Raw genomic sequence first — 19,571 nt, 5'->3', positions numbered from 1 at the left:
AAGAGGGCGGGGCCTGAACCCCGCCCATCTGACCCGTCGGCTCAGGCCTGGGGCTGCTGCTGCATCTGGGGCACGAAGCCTTCCAGCGCGGCGTAGTCGTCCTGGAAGTGCATCAGCACGCCGCCGAACAGCGTGTCGAAGGTCTCCTGGGGCATCTCGGCCAGGGTGGGGTAGAAGCCCACGTACTCCAGCCACACGTTGCCGTCCGCGTCGATGCTGCGGGCGAAGGCACGCTCGCGGTTGCGGTCGTTCAGCATGTTCACGATCTCCGCGCGGCGGTCACCGTACTGCTTCTGGGTCACGCAGGTGACTTCCAGGCGGCTGGTGTTGTTCGGGCCGTCGTTCACGCTGACCAGCACGGCCGCGTCGCCCATCTCGAAACGCCAGCCCATGCGGATGAAGCGCTGGCCGTTGTTCTCTTCCATATCCAGCTGGACTTCCTTTTCCTTCAGGTACTTGGCCAGGGTGTCCAGGGTCAGCAGTGCCGTTTCCATCGTCATTGAAACCATCCTCCTCGGTGGGTGAAGCACATCAACTTGTCGTGTGTGGTTGAAACCCGAACGATTCTACACCGCCCGGACATGCGGGCGCGCGTCAGGGGCGGCTCAGGACACTCAGCGTCACCGGCGCCACGCCCTCCGAGAGGATGCCCAGCGCCCGCGCCGCGTCCGTGGACAGGTCGATCACCCGCGTCTGCACCCCGAACGGCCCGCGGTCGTTGATCATCACGTCCACGCTGCGGCCCGTGCGGGCGTGCGTCACCCGCACCCACGTCCCGAACGGCAGGCTCAGGTGCGCGGCGGTCATGGTCGTCTGCGGGTGCGCGCGGCCCCCGTAGTACACCGCCTGTCCCTGCTGGAACACCGGCGCGGCGGCGGGGGCCAGCGACGTCGCGCGGATGGTGGGCGCGCCCCGCTCGGGCACCTGCAGCACCTCCCCGACCCGGATCGTCTGGCTGCTGCGCCCGTTGAGTTGCAGCAGGGCGCCCACGCTGGTGCCGTGCGCCCGCGCGATCTCCCACAGGGTATCCCCGGCCTGCACGCGGTACGTGCCGCCCTGCGCGGCCCCCAGCAGCCCGGCCAGCAGCGCGGCGGCCAGCGAGGCGGCGCGCCGGGTCACAGCAGCTCCTTCGGGGACACGCTGAGCACCTCGTACCCGTCTTCGGTCACGAGGACCAGATCCTCGATCCGCACGCCGCCCACGCCCGGCAGGTACGCGCCGGGCTCGATGGTGATGATCATGCCGGGCTGCAGCACGTCGTCACTCGTGCCGCGCAGGCTGGGCGCCTCGTGCACCTCCAGGCCCACGCCGTGCCCCAGCGAGTGCGCGAACGCCTCGCCCAGGCCGTGCCCGGTCAGGATGTCGCGCGCCAGCCGGTCCAGGTCGGCCGTCCGCACACCGGGCTTCACGGCGCGCACGGCGGCTTCCTCGGCCTCCAGCACGGCGCGGTACACGCGGGCCATCTCGGCGCCGGGCGTGCCCACCGCGACCGTGCGGGTCATGTCGCTGTGGTACCCGCGCAGCTGCGCGCCCATGTCCACCGTCACGAGGTCCCCGTCCTGAATGACGCGGTCACTGGCCGTGCCGTGCGGCATCGCGCCGCGCGGACCGCTGGCGACGATCAGGTCGAAGGCACTCTGCGCCCCGGCGCGGCGCAGGCGCAGCTCGATCTCGCTGGCGATGTCGAGTTCCCGCGCGCCCGCCTCGATCAGTGGGCGCACCTCCGCGAACACGCGGTCCGCGAGGGCCTGCGCGTCCCGCACCGCCTGGATCTCCCCGGGGGTCTTCACGGCCCGCAGGCTCTGCACGAGGCCCTGCACGCCCACGAGCGTCACCTGCGGCCAGTGGTCGCGCAGGTCTTCCAGCGCGGCGACCGTCAGGTGATCGGCCTCGAAGCCCACCCGCAGTCCCGCCAGTGCGGGCGCGGCGTGCTCCAGCGTGGCGGGCGGCCGCGCGATGAACGCCGTCAGGGGGGATTCCTCGGCGGCCTGCACCGTGTACCGCGCGTCGGTGTACAGCGTCGCGGTGCCCTGCGTGACGAGCACCTTGCCGTCCTTGCCGCTGCTGAAGCCACTCACGGCGCGCACGTTGGCGGGATCGCTGATCCACACGGCGTCCAGTCCAGCGCGGGCCATCGCGTGGCGCAACTCCTGAAGTTGAGTCATGACAGGCAAAGTAACACGCGCCCGCCCGCGCTGCCCCCACCCGCAGGGGGCCGCGCGCCCCGCAACCCGCGCGCCACGCCCGCTACACCGGGACTGTTCCCCCACCGGAGACAGCCGCGCGGGGTTTTTCAAAAGTGCGCTTATACTCGTTGATCGGGACAAATGAAAGCGGCCAATGCCGGTCACTCACCCCAAGGAGGGAACAGTCGTGAAACTTCACGAATACCAGGGTAAGGAAATTCTGCGCCAGTTCGGCGTGAACGTTCAGGACGGCAAGGTCGCCCGCACCCCCGACGAGGTGCGCCAGATCGCCCGCGAGTTCGGCCAGCCGGTCGTTGTGAAGGCGCAGGTGCACGTCGGCGGGCGCGGCAAGGCGGGCGGCGTGAAGTTCAGCCCCACCGAGGACAAGGCCTTCGAGAACGGCGAGAAGATCCTGGGCATGGACATCAAGGGCCTCACCGTGAACAAGGTCCTGGTCACCAAGGCCGTGGACATCGACGCGGGCGTCGAGTACTACGTCGGCATGATCGTGGACCGCAACGTGCAGAGCTACACCCTGATGGCCAGCGCCGAGGGCGGCATGGAGATCGAGGAAGTGGCCGCCGCCACCCCCGAGAAGATCATCAAGCACCGCGTGGACCCCGTCACGGGCCTGCGTCCCTACGAGGCGCGCGAAGTGGCCATCAAGGCCGGGTTCAAGGGCAACCTGAACAAGATCGCCGACATGATGGTCAAGATGAGCGAGGCCGCGCTGAAGCGTGACGCCGTGCTCGTCGAGATCAACCCCCTGTTCGTGGACGAGAGCGGCACCCCGCTGGCACTGGACACCAAGTTCGAGATCGACGACAACGCCATGTACCGCCACAAGGACCTGGCCGACTGGCGCGAACTGGAAGCCGAGCATCCCCTCGAGATCGAAGCCAGCAAGTACGGCTTCGCGTACGTGAAGCTCGAAGGCAACGTGGGCGTGCTGGGCAACGGCGCGGGCATCGTGATGACCAGCCTCGACGTCGTGAACCGTGCTGGCGCCAAGCCCGCGAACTTCCTCGACATCGGCGGCGGCGCCAAGGCCGAGGTCGTGTACAACGCCGTGAAGCTGGTCAGTAAGGACAGTGACGTCAAGGCGATCTTCATCAACATCTTCGGCGGCATCACCCGCGCCGACGAGGTCGCCAAGGGCGTCATCCAGGCGCTGAACGAGGGCATCCTCACCAAGCCCGTGCGCATGCGCATCGCGGGTACCGCCGAGGACGAGGCCAAGGCCCTCCTGGCGGACGTGAACAGCCCCCTGATCCAGATGTACCCCACCATGTTTGAGGCTGCCGACGAGGCCGCCAAGGAGGCGAACAAGTAATGGGTATCCTCGTCAATAAGGACAGCAAGGTCATCGTGCAGGGCATGACCGGCCGTGAAGGCGCGTCGCACAGCCGCGCCATGAAGGACTTCGGCACGCAGGTCGTCGCGGGCGTCACCCCCGGGAAGGGCGGCACCGACTTCGAAGGCTGGCCCGTGTTCAACAGCGTCGCGGAAGCGAAGGCTGCGACCGGCGCGAACGTCAGCATCATCTTCGTGCCCCCCGCGGGCGCCGCGGACGCCGTGCTGGAAGCCGCGCACGCCGGCATGCCCCTGATCGTCCTGATCACGGAAGGCGTGCCCACCGTGGACATGATGCGCGCCGTGCAGGAAGTCAAGACCCTGGACGCGCAGAACCGCGCCCAGGGTGGCGAGGGCATCCGCCTGATCGGCGGGAACTGCCCCGGTCTGGTCACGAACGGGGAAGCCAAGGTCGGCATCATGCCGAACAAGATCTACGCCAACCCCGGCCGCATCGGCCTGATCAGCCGCTCCGGCACCCTCACGTACGAGGCCGCCAAGCTGCTGAACGACGCGGGCATGGGCACGAGCACCACCGTCGGCATCGGCGGTGACCCCGTGATCGGCACGACCTTCGCGGACGTGCTCCCCCTGTTCGAGGCCGACCCCGACACCGACGCGGTTGTCGTGATCGGCGAGATCGGCGGTGCGGACGAGGAAGCCGCCGCCGAGTACATCGCGCAGAACATGAAGAAGCCCGTCGTGGCCTTCATCAGCGGCCGCTCGGCACCCAAGGGCAAGCGCATGGGTCACGCCGGTGCGATCATCATGGGCGACGTCGGCACCCCCGAGAGCAAGCTCGCGGCCTTCAAGGCGGCGAACGTGCCCGTGGCCGACACCATGCCCGAGATCATCGATCTCGTGAAGCAGGCGCTGAACAAGTAAGCGCCCCTGCTGTTCAGGGAGGGCTGCCCGCGCGGGTGGCCCTCCCTGTCTGGCGTGGGTCCGTGCGCGGCGCCGTGCTGGAGGGCCTGTTCCTACCCCCAGATTGCATGAGAGGCTGGTGAACCTTGATCGTCACCTGCGGTCACATGGGCGTCAGCCCCGCGCGTAGACTGGACGTATGAAGACCTTCACACTCGCCACTTCCCTTGTTCTGCTGGCCGCCGGTGCCGCTGACGCCCTGACGGTGCGCGGCTCGGTCGCCGGGGGGAACCTGCCACCGGACCTGCGCGTGGCCGGTGTGGTCGTGACGCCCTTCGGGCAGGTCGTGCAGGAGGTCAGCAGCGTGCCGGTCGAGAAGGGCCAGTTCAGCCTGGAATTGCCCGCGACTGCCCCCACCGCGCGCGCGCAGGTGACGCTGACGCCGCAGAACGTGAACTGGCCCGGTGTGATCGACCCGGTGCAGGTCAGCGGTCAGGCGCAGGTGGCGGAACTCAAGCTGTTCACGTACCGCGACCAGAACAACAACGGCCGCCGCGACGAGAACGAGCCGCTGCGCGAGGTGATGGCGGACGTGCGCGGCGCGAACCTGTTCGTGGTGTGGGTGAACACCGACGTGAACGTGACGGCCAGCAAGGGCTTCCAGGCGGGCCTGAAGCGCGGCTGGAACGCCTTCTTGGTGGATGTGGGGCGCGCGGTGAACGTGCAGCCCTTCGCGGATACCACGGTGGTCACGGTCCGCCTGGGGCGCTGAACGTCCGGGGGGTGGGGGAGACTCCACCCTTGACTTCCCCCCAGCCTGTAAGTAGATTGATGACATGTTGGTGGAGGTGAGTGCGTGAACAGTCAGTATGCCGTGGCGGTGCATGTCCTCAGCATCATCAGCCAGTTCCCCGAGCACTCCAGTTCGGCCGATATCGCCGCCAGCGTCGGGACCAACCCGGTCGTGATCCGGACCGTCACGGGCCTGCTGCGCCGCGCGGACCTGCTGGCCACCCAGCAGGGTGTCAGCGGCGCGCGCCTGACCCGCGACCCGCGCGACATCACCCTGCTGGACGTGTACCGCGCCGTGAACGGCGAGGCCAGCGTGTTCCGCCTGCACGAGCATCCGCACCCGGCCTGCCCGGTCGGCGCGAACATCCAGGCCACCCTGGAAGCCCGCTTCGGGTGCGCGCAGGCCGCGATGGAAGCCGAACTGGCCCGCACGACCCTCGCGGATGTGCTGGGGGACCTGGCCGCCCGGGCAGGCTGACGGTCCTCTGCCCAACATGTAAGAAAAACGGTTACGAGTTCGTCCGCCTCTCGCCCAACAGGAGCCCCACCATGACCACCCCAGCCAGCACCACCACCATCGCCGTCACCGGCGCCACCGGCCAGCTCGGCCGCCTCACCCTCCAGGCCCTCCTGGACCGGGGCGTGCCCGCCGGGAACCTCGTCGCGCTCGTCCGCGACCCCGCGAAAGCCGCCGACCTCGCCGCTCAGGGCGTCCAGGTGCGCCAGGCCGACTACAAACAACCCGAGACCCTCCGCGCCGCCCTGAACGGCGTGAACCGCCTGCTGCTCGTCTCCAGCAACGACTTCGATGACCGCGTCGGCCAGCACCGAAACGTCATCAATGCCGCCCGCGACGCCGGGGTGGGCCTAATCGCGTACACCAGCATCCTGAACGCCGACCGCAGCGAGATGATCCTCGCCGGCGACCATAAGGCCACCGAGGCCCTCCTGCGTGACTCCGGCGTGCCCTTCACGCTGCTACGCAACGGCTGGTACACCGAGAACTACGACCTCAAGGGAGCCGTGAAGAACGGGGCGATCCTCGGTGCCGCCGGGACGCACGCGCTGAACCCCGCACCCCGCCGGGACTACGCCGAGGCCGCCGCCGCCGTCCTGAGCACCGACGGGCACGCCGGGCAGACCTACGAACTCGCCGGGGACGAGGCCGTCACCCTGGCCGACCTTGCCGCCGAGGTGGCCCGCCAGAGCGGCCAGCCCGTCGCGTACCACGACCTCAGCGCCGACGAGTACGCCCGGACCCTCGCCGGATTCGGCGTGCCCGAGGGCTTCGCGCACGTCCTGGCCGACAGCGACACCGGCATCACGCGCGGCGAACTCGCCAGCGAGAGCCGCGACCTGAGCCGACTGATCGGCCGCCCCACCACGCCTACCACGCAGGCCGTGCGGGACGCCCTCACCGCCTGATCCGCCGCAGTCCAGGGTCGCGTGCGCCCGGTACAGTTGGGCGCATGCGACTGTGGATCATCCGGCACGGCGAGACGAAGGGCAATCAGGCGGGCATCCTGCGCGGCGCGAGCAGCGCGAACGATGAGATCACCGACACGGGTTACGGTCAGGCGCGGGCTATGGCCGGGCGGATCGGCGGGGGAGAGCCGCGCCCGCAGGCGGTGTATGCCAGCCGGTATCGCCGCGCGCAGCAGACGGCGCAGCCCCTGGCGGAGCGGCTGGGCGTGCCGCTCACGGTCCTTCCCGGTGTGCACGAGGTGGACTGCGGCGAGTGGGCGGGCGAGCCGTACTCGGCCCTGAAGCAGCATCCGGAACGCCTGGAACTGGGTGGCGGCGAGCTGGGCTTCCGGGGGGGTGAGACGTTCCGGGAGATTGCGGCGCGGTTCCGCGTCGACGTGGACGGACTGCCGGAACGGGACGCGGCGCTGGTATCGCACGGTGGGATCATCCGGATTGCCCTGGCGGACCTGCTGGGCCTGGACGTCCGGGAGGTCTGGCGTGGTGGTGAGTTCATGCTGAAGAACGCCGAATGGGTCGTGCTGGAGCGGCAGCAGGGGGCGTGGTCCCTGCTGGAATAGGGAAGAAACAATTCTGTCACGATCCGGCTTAATCGTGAATACTTTCACTTGCTGATTTTGGAGCAGAGGGGGGCTCCGGAGGAACGCGCTCAGCAGACCTCCTCCACCGTGCCGAGATGCCGGGCGCGTTCGGCGGCGAAGGCCATGCGGTGGGAGTCCAGCGATTCGGACAGGGGAGTGGGTGGGGGGGTGTGGCCGCGCAGACTGGAGAGCCACGCCTGGATGAGGCCGTCGTCCCCGCCGCCATGGTTTCCACTCGCCTCGACGGTCCAGCGCTGGCTGTGGCCGGTGCGGAAGTCGTGGAGTTCGAGTGCGTGGTGGTCCATGTGGCCGCGCAGTTCGCCGTGCGTCCCGAGGAGTTTCAGGGTGCGGGTGTTGTTGTGCGTGAACGCGCTGACCGTCAGTTGCGCGGTGACGCCACTGCGGAAGCGGATGGTGACGGCCTGGTGGTCCACGACGTCGTTCTTCCCGAGGTACACGCATTCGCCGTACGGACCGTGTTCGAGGGCGTCCTGGAGGCTGATGCCTCCGGCGGTGAGGACCGTGACGGGCCACGCGTGCGGGTCGCGGGTGAGGTAGATGCGCCGCGCGTCGGACGGGCAGCCCTGCACGGGGCAGGTGACGCAGCGGTCGGTCGCGCCGGGTGGGGCGTGCTCAGGGCGGAAGTGGTGCAGGCTGCCCTCGCTGGTCACGCGGTCGGGCGGGCTTCCGGCGAAGGCGCGCAGCAGGTCGAGGTCGTGGCAGCTCTTGGCGAGCAGGAACGGCGCGGCGGGCGGTGACGCGCGCCAGTTGCCACGCACGTAGGAGTGCGCGTAGTGCCAGTGGGCGACGTTCTCCGCGTGCTGGATGCCGATCAGGGTGCCCAGCGCGCCGCTGTCCAGCACGCTCCGCACCTCCCGGAAGAAGGGCGCGGCGCGCAGGACGTGGCAGACCGTGACCCGCCCGGTGCTGGCCGCCTCGGCGGCCTGGAGGAGGTCGAGGTCCGCCTCGGTCAGGCAGATGGGTTTTTCCAGCAGCACGTCATAGCCCAGGGCAAGGGCCTGAACGCAGGGCCGGACGTGCTGATCGTCGGGCGTCGCGATCACGACGGCGTCCGCCACGCGGCCCAGCGCGAAGAAGGCGTCCGGGTCGCGGAACTGCCGTTCGGGTGGGACGGCGTGCCGGGCGGCGACTTCCTGCAGGCGGGCCGCGCGGGCGTCCACGACGTGCGTGACCTGCGCGCCGTGCCCCGTGAGGAGGCGGGCGTACACGTCCCCGCCGCGGTTCCCCGTCCCGATGATCGCCACGCGGAGGGTCATGGGGTGCGCCGCTCCACGCCCCAGCCGCTGCCCGCTGGGCGCGCGAGGTGGCCCGCCTGCCAGTCCAGGCCCGTGAACGGGTCGTCCGCGAGGAGGAGCGCGCCGTCCAGGTCGGCCCAGTCGCACGCGCCCGCGAGGTGCGCGGCGGCGGCGATGCCGAGGCTGCTCTCGATCATGCAGCCCATCATGACGGACATCCCGTGCGCGCGCGCCAGCCGCAGCGCCCGTAGCGCCTGGAGGGGCCCGCCGAGCTTGGCGAGCTTGAGGTTCACGCCGTCGAACGCGCGGGCCAGCGCCAGGACGTCACCGACGTGGTGCAGGCTCTCGTCCGCAACGATGGGCACCCCTGCCACGGCGCGCAGCGCGGCGTGCCCGTCCAGGTCCCCGGCGGCGAGGGGCTGCTCGACGAATTCCACGTCGGCGGCCTCCAGCACGCCGAGCATCCGGCGGGCCTGGGTGCGGGTCCAGGCGGCGTTGGCATCCACGCGCAGGCGGACGTGCGGGGCTTCCTCGCGCAGCGCGGCGATGATCGCCTCGTCGCGGTCGGTGCCCAGCTTGACCTTCAGGACGCCGTGCCCGCGCGCGGCGGCCTCGCGCGCCTGCCTGCGCATGTCGTCCAGGTCGGCGATGCTGACGGTATAGCTGCTCTCGGGAAGGGGCGCGGGGCTCAGGCCGAGCAACTGCCAGACCGGCACCCCGGCGCGCGCGGCGCACCACTCGACGGCCGCCATCTCCAGCGCGCACTTCACGCTGGGGTGGTCGTAGGGCATGCGGGCCGAGAGGCGGGCGTGCAGGCCGTCCCAGTCCCAGGGATCCTGAACGGCGTCGGCCAGGATGGGCAGGACGGCCTCGACAGTGCCGCGCGTCTCGCCGTAGAAGGCGTTCGGGGCGGCCTCGCCGCGTCCGGTCAGGCCGCCGTGGGTCAGGGTGACGATGGTGCGGGGGTAGACGCTGTGCGTCCAGCGGGCGATGCCGAAGGGCTGCGCGGTGTGCAGGTCCAGCGTCTCCCACGTGACGGTGGGGGAGGTCGCGGCGATCACTGCGTCCACCGTCCGAAGCCGCTGAGCTCCGACTGGAGGCGCGTGCCGTACTCGCCCTCGCCGAGCGTCTCGACGGTGACGCGCATGTGCGTGGCGTTCGCGTGCAGCATCCGCCGGTCGCCCAGCATCAGGCCGACGTGACCGGGGAAGAACGCGAGGTCGCCGGGCTGCGCGTCCGTGACGGGCGCGAGAGCCTCCTGCTGCTGGTCCGCGTCGCGGGGCAGGGGGCGGCCGAACGCGCCGTACACGAGCTGCGTCAGGCCGGAGCAGTCCAGGCCCCAGGCGCTGCGCCCGCCCCACACGTAGGGCGTGTCGAGGAAGCCCAGGGCGAACGTCAGCAGGTCGCCCTCCAGCGGGGCGAGGGTCACCTCCTGCACCCAGGCGTCTGTGCCGCCGGGCAGGACGACTGGCACCCAGCGGCGATGCTGCTCGGTGACGATCTCGCCGCCGCCCCGGGCGAGCCTCGCGCCGAACGCGAGTTCCGCGCGGATGGGCTGGCTGATCTTCGGCCCGGCGTACGCGTGGGCGCGGCGGGCGGTGACGGTCAGGTCCGGCTGCCAGGGGCGCGCGTGCAGGCCGTCGGCGCGGGCCCAGCCCAGGTACCGGTCCTGGGTGGTCCGGACGTACGCCCAGCCGCCCGCGTTCTCCCACAGCAGGTCCAGGGGTTCGCCGGGCAGCGCCTCGCTGACCTGCGCGGCGTCGGGGTCGGGGTGGGCGCGCAGGCTCAGGCGGGCCGCTCCGGTGTGGGCGGGGGTGGGGGCCACGAAGCGCCAGCCGGGTTCAGTCAGGTGGGCGCGCAGGGCGTCCTCGGCGATCTTCATGTGCGGGTCGCTCGCGTGGGTGCGGGCGTCCGGGAGGGTCGGGGTGGTCACGCGCCCCAGCCTACGCCAGGACGCCCCCCGGTGGGGGTACAGGTGGTTCCATCCGCCGGGGGGCGTGCCGTGCGGCGTTTTTCACGTCTGCCCGGTGGGCAAGAGCGGAATACTGCGGGCAGTTCCACCAGTTCAACAGGGCGGCCCCGCACCGATTCTGGAACCGTTTCCAGTCTCATGTGGGCCGCCACGGGCGCAACCGTGCCGCCCACGGAGACCACATGAAACGATCCCTCACCCTGCTGGCCCTCGCTCTGGCGGGCAGCGCCCACGCCGCCACCCTCACCGTCTGGACGCACTTCAACGACAAGGCCGAAGTCGCGTGGCTCGCCGGTCAGGTCAAGACCTACCAGAACCTCAGCGGCAACACCGTCAAGGTCGTCAACGTCCCCCTCGACAAGATCGTCGACCAGCTCCTGAAAACCGCGAAGCAGGGCAAGGGCCCCGACGTGATCGTCACCCTCCCGCAGGACCGCATCGGCCAGCTGGCCCAGGCGGGCGTGATCGAACCCCTGACCCGCACCGCCCGCCGCAGCGAATTCGACCAGACCACCATCCGCGCCCTGACCGTCGGCGGCAAACTGTACGGCCTGCCCATGTTCGCCGAGAGCGTCGCCCTGGTGTACAACAGGAAACTCGTCCCCACCGCCCCCGCCACCTGGGCGGACTTCCTGAAGGTCGCGAAGCGGAACACCGACGCGAGCGCCGGACGCTACGGCTTCCTGACCGACCTGAGCAACGCCTACATGAACTACGGGTTCTTCAGCGCGTACGGCTCGTACGTGTTCGGAGACCAGGACGGCACCCTGGACGTGCGCGACATCGGCCTGAACAACAGCGGCGCCCGCAAGGCCCTGAGCCTCATGAACGACCTGCGCTTCAAGGACCGACTCGTGCCCGCCGACATGACCGGCGACAAGGTCAAGGCCGCGTTCCTGAAAGGCAACGCCGCCATGATCGTCACCGGCCCCTGGGACATGGGTGACATCAAGAAGGCGGGCATCACCTACGGCATCACGAGCGTCCCCATGCCCCCCGGCGCGACCGGCAAGTGGAGCCCGTTCGTGGGCGTGCAGGGCGTCGTGCTGAACGCGTACGGCACCCAGAAGGACCTCGCCACGCAGTTCGCCGAGGGTCTGGTCACCAGCGTCGCGCAGCTGTCCTTCAACCAGGCGGGCGGACGCATCCCCGTGAACATCGGCGTCCGCATGCGCCTGGGGGGCAACCCCATCGTGGCGGGCTTCGGCCGGATCATCAGCGGCGGCACCCCCATGCCCAACGTGCCCGCCATGGGTCAGGTGTGGGGCCCCTGGAGTGACGCCGTGAACGCCAGCGTGCAGAAACCCGCCCAGGACTACGCCACGCTGCTCGACACGGCCGTCAAGGCCATGCAGAAGACCATCAAGTAACCCGGGAGGGGGGGCGGTCACATGAGCGGACCGCGTCCCCCTCCCCGTGAGAGGCTGGGTGCCAGATGCGCCCGAACCCCCGCCCCAACCTCTTCCACCTGCTGAACGCCGGGGGGCAACTCCCGCCCGACCTCGCCCCGCAGCTCGAGGAGGTCGGGCGCGCCGCCTTCCTGCGCCTCGCGGACCGGCTGGGCCTGGACGGCGTGGACGCCGCGCTGTACGTCAGCCCCTGGACGATCCCCGAGACGGGACTGGTCGGGAACGCCCCGGACGGCCACAGCGTCCACGTCGCCGTGACGCCGGGCAGTCCGCACTTCCGGGCCGGGTGGCGGCGGGAACTGCCCGCGACGCTCGCGCACGAACTGCACCACGCGCGGCGCTGGCGGCACGCGGACCTGGGCACGCTGCTGGACGCCCTGGTGTTCGAGGGCCTTGCCCTGCACTTCGAGGCCGGGGAGCGCGGCGAGGTGCCCCTGTACGCCCGCCCCACCAGCGACCTGGACGGGCTGTGGAAACGGGCGCAGGCGCAGCTGGACGGACCCTACGAGTACCACGCGTGGTTCATGGGGTCCGCCGCGCAGGACCTGCCCCGCTGGGGCGGCTACGCGCTGGGGTTCGAACTGGTCCGGCGGTTCCTGAACGGGGCGGGTGGGGACGCCGTGACGCACGCGGCCATCCCGTCGGAGGACCTGCGGCACGCCTGGGGGCAGGCCGTTACAGCCGGTGGGTGAGCCAGCGCGCCCAGTTCCCCCACGCCACGCCGTCCCGCGCCTCTGCCGGGAGTTCCTGCAGGAAGGCAGGGACGTCCGCGTAGCGGTCCACGCCCGCCGGGGTCTTCTCCGCGCCGAAGCCCCCGTCCAGGTCCGTGCCGAGCGCGACGTGCTCCCAGCCGACCAGCGCCGCGTAGTGCCGGGCGTGCGCGGCCAGTTCCGAGAGGGGGACGGGGTCCAGGCTGCCCTCGGGCAGCGGGCGGATGAAGCGGTTCAGGAACACCAGTCCGATCATCCCGCCCGCCTGCGCGACGGCGCGGGCCATGTCGTCGGTCAGGTGGCGGTTGCCGGGCACCAGGGCGCGGCTGTTGGCGTGCGTGGCGATCAGCTGCGGCCCGATCTCGGCCGCCTCCCAGAACGACGCGTCGTCCAGGTGCGAGGCGTCCAGCGTGACGTTCAGATCCCGCATGGCCTGCACCAGTTCCCGCCCCTGCGGCGTGAGGGGGCCCGGCGCGTCCGTTCCCCCGGCGTAGCGGGTGCGTCCCCACGCGGGGCCGATCACGCGCACGCCCCGCTCGACCCAGAACGGCAGGTCCCCGGCGTCCCGGATGGGATCGGCGCCCTCCATCAGCAGCACCACGCCCAGCGGGCCGTCCTGCGCCTGGAGGTGCGCGCCGACCTCCGCCCGCGTGGTCAGCAGCCGCACCAGTCCGGCGTCCTGCCAGCGGTGGTACGCGTCCAGCTGCGCCAGCGCCTGCGCCCGCGCGCCCGCGTGGTCGCTGTACCCGCCGGGACTGCCCGCCCCGTGCGGCAGCGCGAACAGCGTCCCGAAGCACACGCGCAGACCAGCCGCGCGCAGTTCCGGCAGGGTGACGGTGGCGGTCTCGTCCGCGACAGGGTCCGCCGCGCGCAGTGCCTCCAGCGGGAGGGTCAGGTCGCGGCCGTTCAGCGCGTTGAACGCGAGGTCCAGATGCCCGTCGATCAGCAGGTGCCTGTCGCTCAGCACGCGACGTCCAGTCCCTCCACGGCCTCCAGCACCTGAGCGAGGTCATGAATGGCGTCCGGGTGCTCGCCGCGCAGGTCGATCAGCAGGGCGTGCATGCCCAGCGCGCGGGCGGCCACGACGTTCTCAAGCTTGTCGTCCACGAACAGTACCTCCTCCAGGCGCACGCCCAGCGCGTCCGCGGCGTGCCGGTACGCGCCGGGGTCGGGTTTGTGCACGCCGACCGAGCAGGTCGCCACGGCGACGTCCACCAGATCGTCCAGACCCACGAAGCGCAGCGTTCGGTCGATGCTCGGCAGGGTGTTGCTCAGCACGCCCACCTTCAGCCCTCGTTCGCGCAGCGTTCCCAGGACGTCACGGGCGTTCGGGACGGGTTTCATGTACGCCTCGTACGGCCAGCGGTCCATGAGCTGCGTCATCTGCGCGTCCGTCAGGCCGAGGGTGCCCGCGAGTTCCTGCCCGTAGGCGTGCCAGAAGGCGTCCTCCTGCTCGGGCGTGCGCAGGTCCCACCAGTCCATCGCGCGGCGGTCCCACTGTTCGCGCAGCGCGCCGCCGAAGGTGCGGGCGTCGATGCCGAACGTCTCCTGGCCCCACAGGGCCGCCTCGCGGTACACGCCAGGGTCGGTGAAGGCGATGGTGTCGTCCCGGTCGAACAGGACGGCGCGCAGGGGAGGGTGGCTGGACATGCCGGACACTCTACCCCCGTGGTCCTGGCGCGGATTGTCGGAAGTGACCGCTTCGCTGCTGAACCGTGTCAAAGCGCGGGGCGCATGGCGCAATATAGCCCGGTATTTACAGTCTTTTCCGCAATGATTGGCAATCTAAGCAGGCCATGCGAATCCAGGGAGCAATGATGTTGCGCTCTACCCGGGAATCCGCTACGCTGATCCGCATGGCGGACGCGACCCCCGAACACACCCTGCTGACCCCTGGACCCACCCCCATCCACCCCAGGGCCATGCAGGCCCTCACGCGCCCCATGCTCGGCCACATGGACCCCGAGGTGTTCGCCCTGAACCGCGAGATCCAGGCCGACCTGCGCGTCATGTACGGCACCGAGGAGAGCACCTTCACCGCGCTGCTCGCCGGGACCGGCAGCCTCGGCATGGAAGCAGGCTTCGCGAACCTCGTCGAGGCCGGCGACGACATCCTGGTGTGCGCCAACGGGTCTTTCGGGCGCCGCATGGCCGAGATGGCCGCCCGCTACGGCGCCCGCGTCCGCCTCGTCACCGCGCCCCTCGGCGAGGCCATCAACCCGGACGACGTCGCCGCGCACCTCGACGGCGCGAAGATGGTCGCCGTCGTCCACGGCGAGACCAGCACCGGCGTCCTGAACCCCGTCCCGGAGATCGCCCGGCTCGTCCGCCAGAGCGGCGCGCTGCTCACCGTGGACGCCGTCACCACCGCCGGGATGGAACCCTTCCACATGGCCCAGTGGGGCGTCGACTACGCCTACACCGGCGCGCAGAAGTGCCTCAGCGCCCCCCCCGGCCTCGCCCCGGTCGCGATCAGCGAACGCGCCTTCGCCCGCTTCGCCGCCCGCCGCGCCCCCACCCCCCTGTGGTACTGCGATTTCGAGGGCCTGCGTGACTACTGGGAGGACCACTCCTACCACCACACCGTCCCCGTCAACCTCCACTACGCCCTGCACGCCGCCCTGCGCGCCGCGCTCGACGAGGGCCTGGAGAACCGCCAGCGACGCGTGCAGGAGGTCGGCGCGGCCATCCAGACGGCCCTGGCCCCACTGGGCTTCACCCCGTACGTCCGCCGCCCCGAGGACCGCCTCCCCACCGTCCTCGCCCTGCGCCTCCCCGAAGGCCTCGACGACGCCGGGGTCCGCAAGGCCCTGCGCGAACGGCACATCAGCGTCACCGGCGGCCTCGGCCCCACCGCGGGCCTCATCTGGCGGCTGGGCCTGATGGGCGAAACCGCCCGCCCCGCCCCCTACCTGACCCTCATGCACGCCCTGGAAGACATCCTGGGTGAACGCGGCCTCGCCGGGCGCTTCCAGGACGCCCTGGAGCCCGTCCGCGCCTGAACCCCCAAAGAGCAGAGGAGGGCCGCCCGGTGAGTGGGCGGCCCTCCTTCCACTGCTGCACGTCAGCCCATGCGGCCCGTGCGGATCACGTCCGCGATCACCGGCGGCAGATTCCACGCCATGATGTCAAAAGCAGAGGACGCGAAATCGTACGTCACCTTGTGCAGCGACACCTTCGGTTTGCGCCCCACGCAGTCCACGATCACCACGTCCGCACCCGGCTCATGATTCAACGTCAACCCCACACTCCCCGGATCCACGAACGTCGTCTCACCGATCACCCGCATGAACGGCACGTGCGTCCCACCCACCACGACCACCCGCGACCCCAGCGACTCCGCCAGGGACTCCAGTTCCCGCTCGGCCGCCATCAGGTCCAGCCGCTGCTCCGGATCATGCGGACTGCCATGGAAGAACCGCACGCGCCCCACCGGCGTCATGATCCGCCCCCCCGGCGGCAGGCGCCGCAGGAAATCCACCTGCTCCGGCGTGAGCATCTTCTTCGTCCAGTTCAGCACCTGATCCGCCACGCCCTTACGGTCCGCGCGGTCCCCCATGTCCATCGCCACGCGCATGTCACTGGACCCCAGACCCACCGTCCAGCCCTCCCGCTTCACGAAATCGATCACCGGACCCGGGCTCGCGCCGTACCCGACCAGGTCACCCACGACGACCACCTGATTCACGATATTTTCCGACAGGAACCGCTTCACCGCCGTCAACGCGTGAATGTTCCCGTGAATGTCACTGATAAACGCCAGTCTCAAGGTGCGTTCATCCTAGAACAAAACCGCACCCACCACCCACGCAACCCACCCGACGGGTCCATCCACGGACGCACCGGCCCCTATAGTGGCAGGCGATGCCCACGCCCGCCACCGGCCTCCTGCTCGGCCTCCTGCTTGCCGCCTGCGGCCTCCCCCTGCCCTGGAGCTGGGCCGCGTTCCTCCCGCTCGCCCTGATCCTGCCGTTCATCGCCGCCGCCCCCACCCCCAGGCACGCCGCCGGACGCGCCTTCTGGGTCGGCTTCGGGTACTTCGGCCTGCACCTGTGGTGGCTCGGCGCATTCCTCGTGAACCTCCTCGGCTTCCCACCCCTCGGCGCCGCCGCCGCACTGCTGTTCGCCCTGGAAGGCGCGTTCCTGGCTGCCGCCGCGTTCCTCGCCACCAGCGCCACCCGCACCCGCACCGGACGCATCTGGACACTCGCCGGCGCGTGGGTGATTCTCGAATGGCTGCGCTTCCTCGGGCCCCTCGCCTTCCCCTGGCCCACCCTCGGGTACACGCTGCTGCCCAGTCCCGCCATCCAGATCGCGGACCTGGGCGGCGTGCTGCTCGGCAGCGTCCTCGTGACCCTCACCGCCGCCAGCCTCGCCCACGCCTCGACCGAATGGCAGGGGCAGGGGAGACTCCCCCTCACCCCCGCGCTGCTCGCCGCCGTCGCCTGGGCCGCCGCCCTCGGCTATGGCCTGACCCGCACCCCCGGCACCGGCCCCGAACAACCCATGCGGGTCATGCGCACCACCTTCGACGCGTTCGGACGCGCCACCGGCAGCCTCACTCCCGAGGAGCAGTTCACCGCCACCCGGCAGGCCAGCCTGAACCGCCCCGACGGCAGCGTCGTCATCTGGAGCGAAGGCGCCATCCGCGCCGTCACCCGCCCCCAACCCGGCCAGACCATCCCGGACTACCCCGGCCCGGGCATCAGCGGCGTCGGCGGCACCGACCTCATCCCCCTCCCGAACAACCAGTACCGCACCGAGGAATTCAACACCGTCAACACCCTCGATGCCGCGGGCCGCATCCAGAGCGTCAACGCCAAGGCGCAACCCGTCCCCTTCGGCGAACTGTTCCCCCTGCGCCCCATCCTGAACCCCATCTACGGCCTGCTGGAACGGAACCTCGGCTTCGCGCTCGGCGCCATGCCCCGAAACCTCACCCCCACACCTCTCAACCTGAATGGCGTGCTGTACGGCGCGTACATCTGCTACGACAGCGTCTTCCCCCGCGTGGCCCGCACGCTGGTCGCGCAGGGCGCGCAGGTCCTCGTGAACCCCAGCAACGACGGCTGGTACCAGGGCTGGGGCGTGCAGCAGCACTTCAACATGGGCCGCGTGCGCGCCATCGAGACGCGGCGCTGGCTGGTGCGCAGCGTCAACAACGGCGTCGCCGGAGCCGTCAACGACCTCGGACAACCCATCCAGACCGTCCAGACCGGCCAGGAGCTGCAGACCCTCGACGTCCGCCCCAGGCTGCTGACCGGCACCACCCCGTACGTCCGCCTCGGCGACTGGCCCGCGCTGATCCTCGCCCTCGGCATGATCCTGTACGGCATGACCCGACGCGAACGGGACTTCTAGGAATCGGAACGCAGACGCTCGGCGGCCTCCAGCGCCTCGCGGCGCACCTGGGAGTCCATCTTCGCGTAGATGGCAGAGGTGTTGACCGACGAGTGCCCCAGCACGTCCGCCACGACGTGCAGGTCACGTGTCGCCCGGTACAGCTGGGTGCCGGCGGTGCGCCGGAGGGTGTGCAGGCCCCACATCTCGCGCGGCAGGCCCAGGGTCTTGTAGTACGTCTCTGCAATGTCCCGACCGCCTTTTGTTGTCAGGCGTCCACCCAGGTTGCGGCGGGTCAGGGAAATCAGGAGAGGTTGATCAGGGTCCGTGGAGGCCACGGCGCGGCGCAGAGCGATCCAGGTTTTCAGGGCGTCCTGCACGCTGCCAGTCAGAGGTACGAGTCGTTCTTTCCCGCCCTTACCGCGCACGCGGATCACACGGCCCGGCAGGTCCACATCCGTGACGTTCAGGCCCACGAGTTCCGCCGCGCGCAGGCCCAGGACGCCGCCCAGCGTGAGCAGGCACGTGTCGCGGGCGGCGCGGGCCGGTTCGCCCGGATGCAGGTCTGCCGGGAGTTGCAGCAGGTAGGTCAGGTAGTCCGTTTCCAGGGCGCGTTTGCGGGAATGAGCGGCGGTGGTCTCGGATGGCGGACGGACGCCCGCGCTGGGATCCGTTTCGAGCACGCCTGCCCACACGAGTGCCCGCATGAGGTTCCGCACACCGTAGAGGTGGCGTTTGACACTGCTGGCGCTCAGGCCTTCGCTCTGCATGGTCAGGAGCCACATCTCGAAGTCCTCGGTGCTGAGCTGGTTCAGGGCGCGCGTGGGCGCTTCGGGCGGTCCCGTGAAGGTCAGGAATTTCCGCAGGCTCTCGGCGTAGTGGTCGAGAGTCAGTGTGCTGGTCCGGGCGCCGCGTGAGGACTTGAGGCGCATGTAGGTCACGAGCAGGTCGGTCAGGACTTCGGCGTCCTGGCCGTGTGCGGCGCGCAGGCCTTCGCGGCGGCGGTTGGCGCTGTTGCTCCACCGGCTGGCCAGGACGAGGGCATGTTGAGTCACGGGTCCGTACCGCCAGAGGTCTTATGTTTCATAAGTGAAATTATAGAACATATCATTCGGTCCGTGATCAGCTCACCGCTTGTTGCCGCCGCGCCAGCACACGGTCCAGCCAGTCGTGAAACTCATCGATGCTCTGATCCCACTTCGCCCTGTTACACCGCGCACAGGCCACTGACAGATTATCCAGCGAGTGCTCACCGCCCTGACTGAGCGGCTGGACGTGATCAAGCTGAAAGCCCCGGCCCTCCCGATCGTTCGGCACCCCGCAGTAGGCGCACGCGTCCGCCTCGAGAATCATCGCCGCGAGCCTCTCTGCGGGCACGGCCGGAGCTTCGGGAAATCTGCTCCGCACCGAACCGTTCATCGAATAGGCGATCTGCAGGGCGCGGCGCTTGCTGTCCGCGTGATAGCGGTCGCGGTACGCTGCGGACTGGCAGTCGAGGCAGCGGTGGTGGCGGCTGCCGTCTGGCCGATCTTTGGGAAAGTCGGCCGGCGCACGGGTCTGGCGGCATATCCGGCAGGTTCTGAACTCGCTCACAGGTGTACTTTACCCCTCGGCCGGGTTTGC

21 protein-coding genes are annotated in these 19,571 nt (G+C 70.2%); 10 read left to right on the top strand and 11 right to left on the bottom strand.

The annotated features are described in order from the left end of the window. Positions 1 to 41 precede the first annotated feature (41 nt). From DEIGR_RS08295 to DEIGR_RS08285, 3 genes are all read right to left on the bottom strand, one after another. Positions 42 to 500, bottom strand: coding sequence for a YbjN domain-containing protein (locus DEIGR_RS08295; protein WP_046842437.1), 459 nt, complete (start codon positions 498 to 500; stop codon positions 42 to 44). 94 nt (positions 501 to 594) lie between these two features. Further along, complete coding sequence (locus DEIGR_RS08290; protein WP_236704702.1) at positions 595 to 1,119, bottom strand: septal ring lytic transglycosylase RlpA family protein; 525 nt, start codon at positions 1,117 to 1,119, stop codon at positions 595 to 597. After that, a complete protein-coding gene (locus DEIGR_RS08285) occupies positions 1,116 to 2,165 on the bottom strand; it encodes a M24 family metallopeptidase (protein ID WP_058976533.1) in 1,050 nt (349 codons plus the stop codon). Before DEIGR_RS08285 ends, DEIGR_RS08290 begins: the two co-directional genes overlap by 4 nt. A gap of 208 nt (positions 2,166 to 2,373) precedes the next feature. On the opposite strand from DEIGR_RS08285, the gene sucC reads away from it, so the two are divergent. The 6 genes from sucC (at position 2,374) to DEIGR_RS08255 (ending at position 7,240) form a co-directional block, all read left to right on the top strand. Next, the gene (sucC, locus tag DEIGR_RS08280; protein WP_058978617.1) at positions 2,374 to 3,519 is read left to right on the top strand and encodes an ADP-forming succinate--CoA ligase subunit beta; all 1,146 of its coding nucleotides are present in this window, start codon (positions 2,374 to 2,376) and stop codon (positions 3,517 to 3,519) included. After that, positions 3,519 to 4,424, top strand: a complete 906-nt coding sequence (sucD, locus tag DEIGR_RS08275) for a succinate--CoA ligase subunit alpha (protein WP_058976532.1) — start codon at positions 3,519 to 3,521, stop codon at positions 4,422 to 4,424. Before sucC ends, sucD begins: the two co-directional genes overlap by 1 nt. A gap of 178 nt (positions 4,425 to 4,602) precedes the next feature. Next, on the top strand, positions 4,603 to 5,175 hold the full coding sequence (locus DEIGR_RS08270; RefSeq protein ID WP_058976531.1) for a hypothetical protein: 573 nt from the start codon (positions 4,603 to 4,605) through the stop codon (positions 5,173 to 5,175). Positions 5,176 to 5,259: 84 nt separating this feature from the next. Beyond that, complete coding sequence (locus DEIGR_RS08265) at positions 5,260 to 5,673, top strand: Rrf2 family transcriptional regulator (RefSeq protein WP_046842431.1); 414 nt, start codon at positions 5,260 to 5,262, stop codon at positions 5,671 to 5,673. A 71-nt stretch (positions 5,674 to 5,744) separates the two neighbouring features. After that, on the top strand, positions 5,745 to 6,620 hold the full coding sequence (locus DEIGR_RS08260; RefSeq protein WP_058976530.1) for an SDR family oxidoreductase: 876 nt from the start codon (positions 5,745 to 5,747) through the stop codon (positions 6,618 to 6,620). 44 nt (positions 6,621 to 6,664) lie between these two features. Further along, positions 6,665 to 7,240 (top strand): histidine phosphatase family protein, encoded by a 576-nt coding sequence (locus DEIGR_RS08255; protein ID WP_058976529.1) that lies wholly within the window; start codon positions 6,665 to 6,667, stop codon positions 7,238 to 7,240. Positions 7,241 to 7,329: 89 nt separating this feature from the next. Here DEIGR_RS08255 and DEIGR_RS08250 read toward each other — a convergent pair whose 3' ends face one another. The 3 genes from DEIGR_RS08250 to DEIGR_RS08240 are packed head-to-tail and all read right to left on the bottom strand — an operon-like array spanning position 7,330 to position 10,450. Beyond that, on the bottom strand, positions 7,330 to 8,538 hold the full coding sequence (locus tag DEIGR_RS08250) for a Gfo/Idh/MocA family protein (protein WP_058976528.1): 1,209 nt from the start codon (positions 8,536 to 8,538) through the stop codon (positions 7,330 to 7,332). Continuing rightward, on the bottom strand, positions 8,535 to 9,578 hold the full coding sequence (locus DEIGR_RS08245) for a dipeptide epimerase (RefSeq protein ID WP_407638315.1): 1,044 nt from the start codon (positions 9,576 to 9,578) through the stop codon (positions 8,535 to 8,537). The genes DEIGR_RS08250 and DEIGR_RS08245 overlap by 4 nt, the downstream gene beginning before the upstream one ends. Further along, positions 9,575 to 10,450 carry a C40 family peptidase gene (locus DEIGR_RS08240; protein ID WP_236704701.1) on the bottom strand — a complete coding sequence of 292 codons (876 nt, stop codon included), beginning with the start codon at positions 10,448 to 10,450 and terminating at the stop codon, positions 9,575 to 9,577. The genes DEIGR_RS08245 and DEIGR_RS08240 overlap by 4 nt, the downstream gene beginning before the upstream one ends. Positions 10,451 to 10,671: 221 nt before the next feature. Here DEIGR_RS08240 and DEIGR_RS08235 point away from each other — a divergent pair, with 221 nt between their 5' ends. Both DEIGR_RS08235 and DEIGR_RS08230 read left to right on the top strand, forming a co-directional pair. Then, positions 10,672 to 11,859 (top strand): sugar ABC transporter substrate-binding protein, encoded by a 1,188-nt coding sequence (locus tag DEIGR_RS08235; RefSeq protein ID WP_058976527.1) that lies wholly within the window; start codon positions 10,672 to 10,674, stop codon positions 11,857 to 11,859. A 65-nt stretch (positions 11,860 to 11,924) separates the two neighbouring features. Then, positions 11,925 to 12,590, top strand: a complete 666-nt coding sequence (locus DEIGR_RS08230) for a DUF2268 domain-containing putative Zn-dependent protease (protein ID WP_083523973.1) — start codon at positions 11,925 to 11,927, stop codon at positions 12,588 to 12,590. On the opposite strand, the gene DEIGR_RS08225 is transcribed toward DEIGR_RS08230, so the two are convergent. Together DEIGR_RS08225 and DEIGR_RS08220 are read right to left on the bottom strand one after the other, a co-directional pair. After that, positions 12,574 to 13,572, bottom strand: a complete 999-nt coding sequence (locus DEIGR_RS08225; protein ID WP_236704788.1) for a dipeptidase — start codon at positions 13,570 to 13,572, stop codon at positions 12,574 to 12,576. The two genes, DEIGR_RS08230 and DEIGR_RS08225, sit on opposite strands and share 17 nt — an antisense overlap. Next, entirely contained in the window at positions 13,569 to 14,258 is a 690-nt protein-coding gene (locus tag DEIGR_RS08220) for an HAD family hydrolase (RefSeq protein WP_058976526.1), read from the bottom strand. The genes DEIGR_RS08225 and DEIGR_RS08220 overlap by 4 nt, the downstream gene beginning before the upstream one ends. 206 nt (positions 14,259 to 14,464) lie before the next feature. On the opposite strand from DEIGR_RS08220, the gene DEIGR_RS08215 reads away from it, so the two are divergent. Then, complete coding sequence (locus DEIGR_RS08215) at positions 14,465 to 15,610, top strand: alanine--glyoxylate aminotransferase family protein (protein WP_058976525.1); 1,146 nt, start codon at positions 14,465 to 14,467, stop codon at positions 15,608 to 15,610. A 62-nt stretch (positions 15,611 to 15,672) separates the two neighbouring features. Here DEIGR_RS08215 and DEIGR_RS08210 read toward each other — a convergent pair whose 3' ends face one another. Beyond that, positions 15,673 to 16,377, bottom strand: coding sequence for a metallophosphoesterase family protein (locus DEIGR_RS08210; RefSeq protein WP_058976524.1), 705 nt, complete (start codon positions 16,375 to 16,377; stop codon positions 15,673 to 15,675). Between the two features lie 95 nt (positions 16,378 to 16,472). Here DEIGR_RS08210 and lnt point away from each other — a divergent pair, with 95 nt between their 5' ends. Continuing rightward, entirely contained in the window at positions 16,473 to 17,969 is a 1,497-nt protein-coding gene (gene lnt / locus DEIGR_RS08205; RefSeq protein ID WP_058976523.1) for an apolipoprotein N-acyltransferase, read from the top strand. On the opposite strand, the gene DEIGR_RS08200 is transcribed toward lnt, so the two are convergent. Continuing rightward, positions 17,966 to 19,003: a tyrosine-type recombinase/integrase gene (locus DEIGR_RS08200; protein WP_058976522.1), complete on the bottom strand. Its 1,038-nt coding sequence runs from the start codon at positions 19,001 to 19,003 to the stop codon at positions 17,966 to 17,968. The two genes, lnt and DEIGR_RS08200, sit on opposite strands and share 4 nt — an antisense overlap. Positions 19,004 to 19,070: 67 nt before the next feature. Next, positions 19,071 to 19,541 carry an HNH endonuclease gene (locus tag DEIGR_RS08195; protein ID WP_058976521.1) on the bottom strand — a complete coding sequence of 157 codons (471 nt, stop codon included), beginning with the start codon at positions 19,539 to 19,541 and terminating at the stop codon, positions 19,071 to 19,073. Between the last annotated feature and the right edge of the window lie 30 nt (positions 19,542 to 19,571).

It is taken from the genome of Deinococcus grandis (assembly GCF_001485435.1).
GTDB lineage: Bacteria > Deinococcota > Deinococci > Deinococcales > Deinococcaceae > Deinococcus > Deinococcus grandis.
This window is presented reverse-complemented; position numbering and strand designations above follow the sequence as displayed.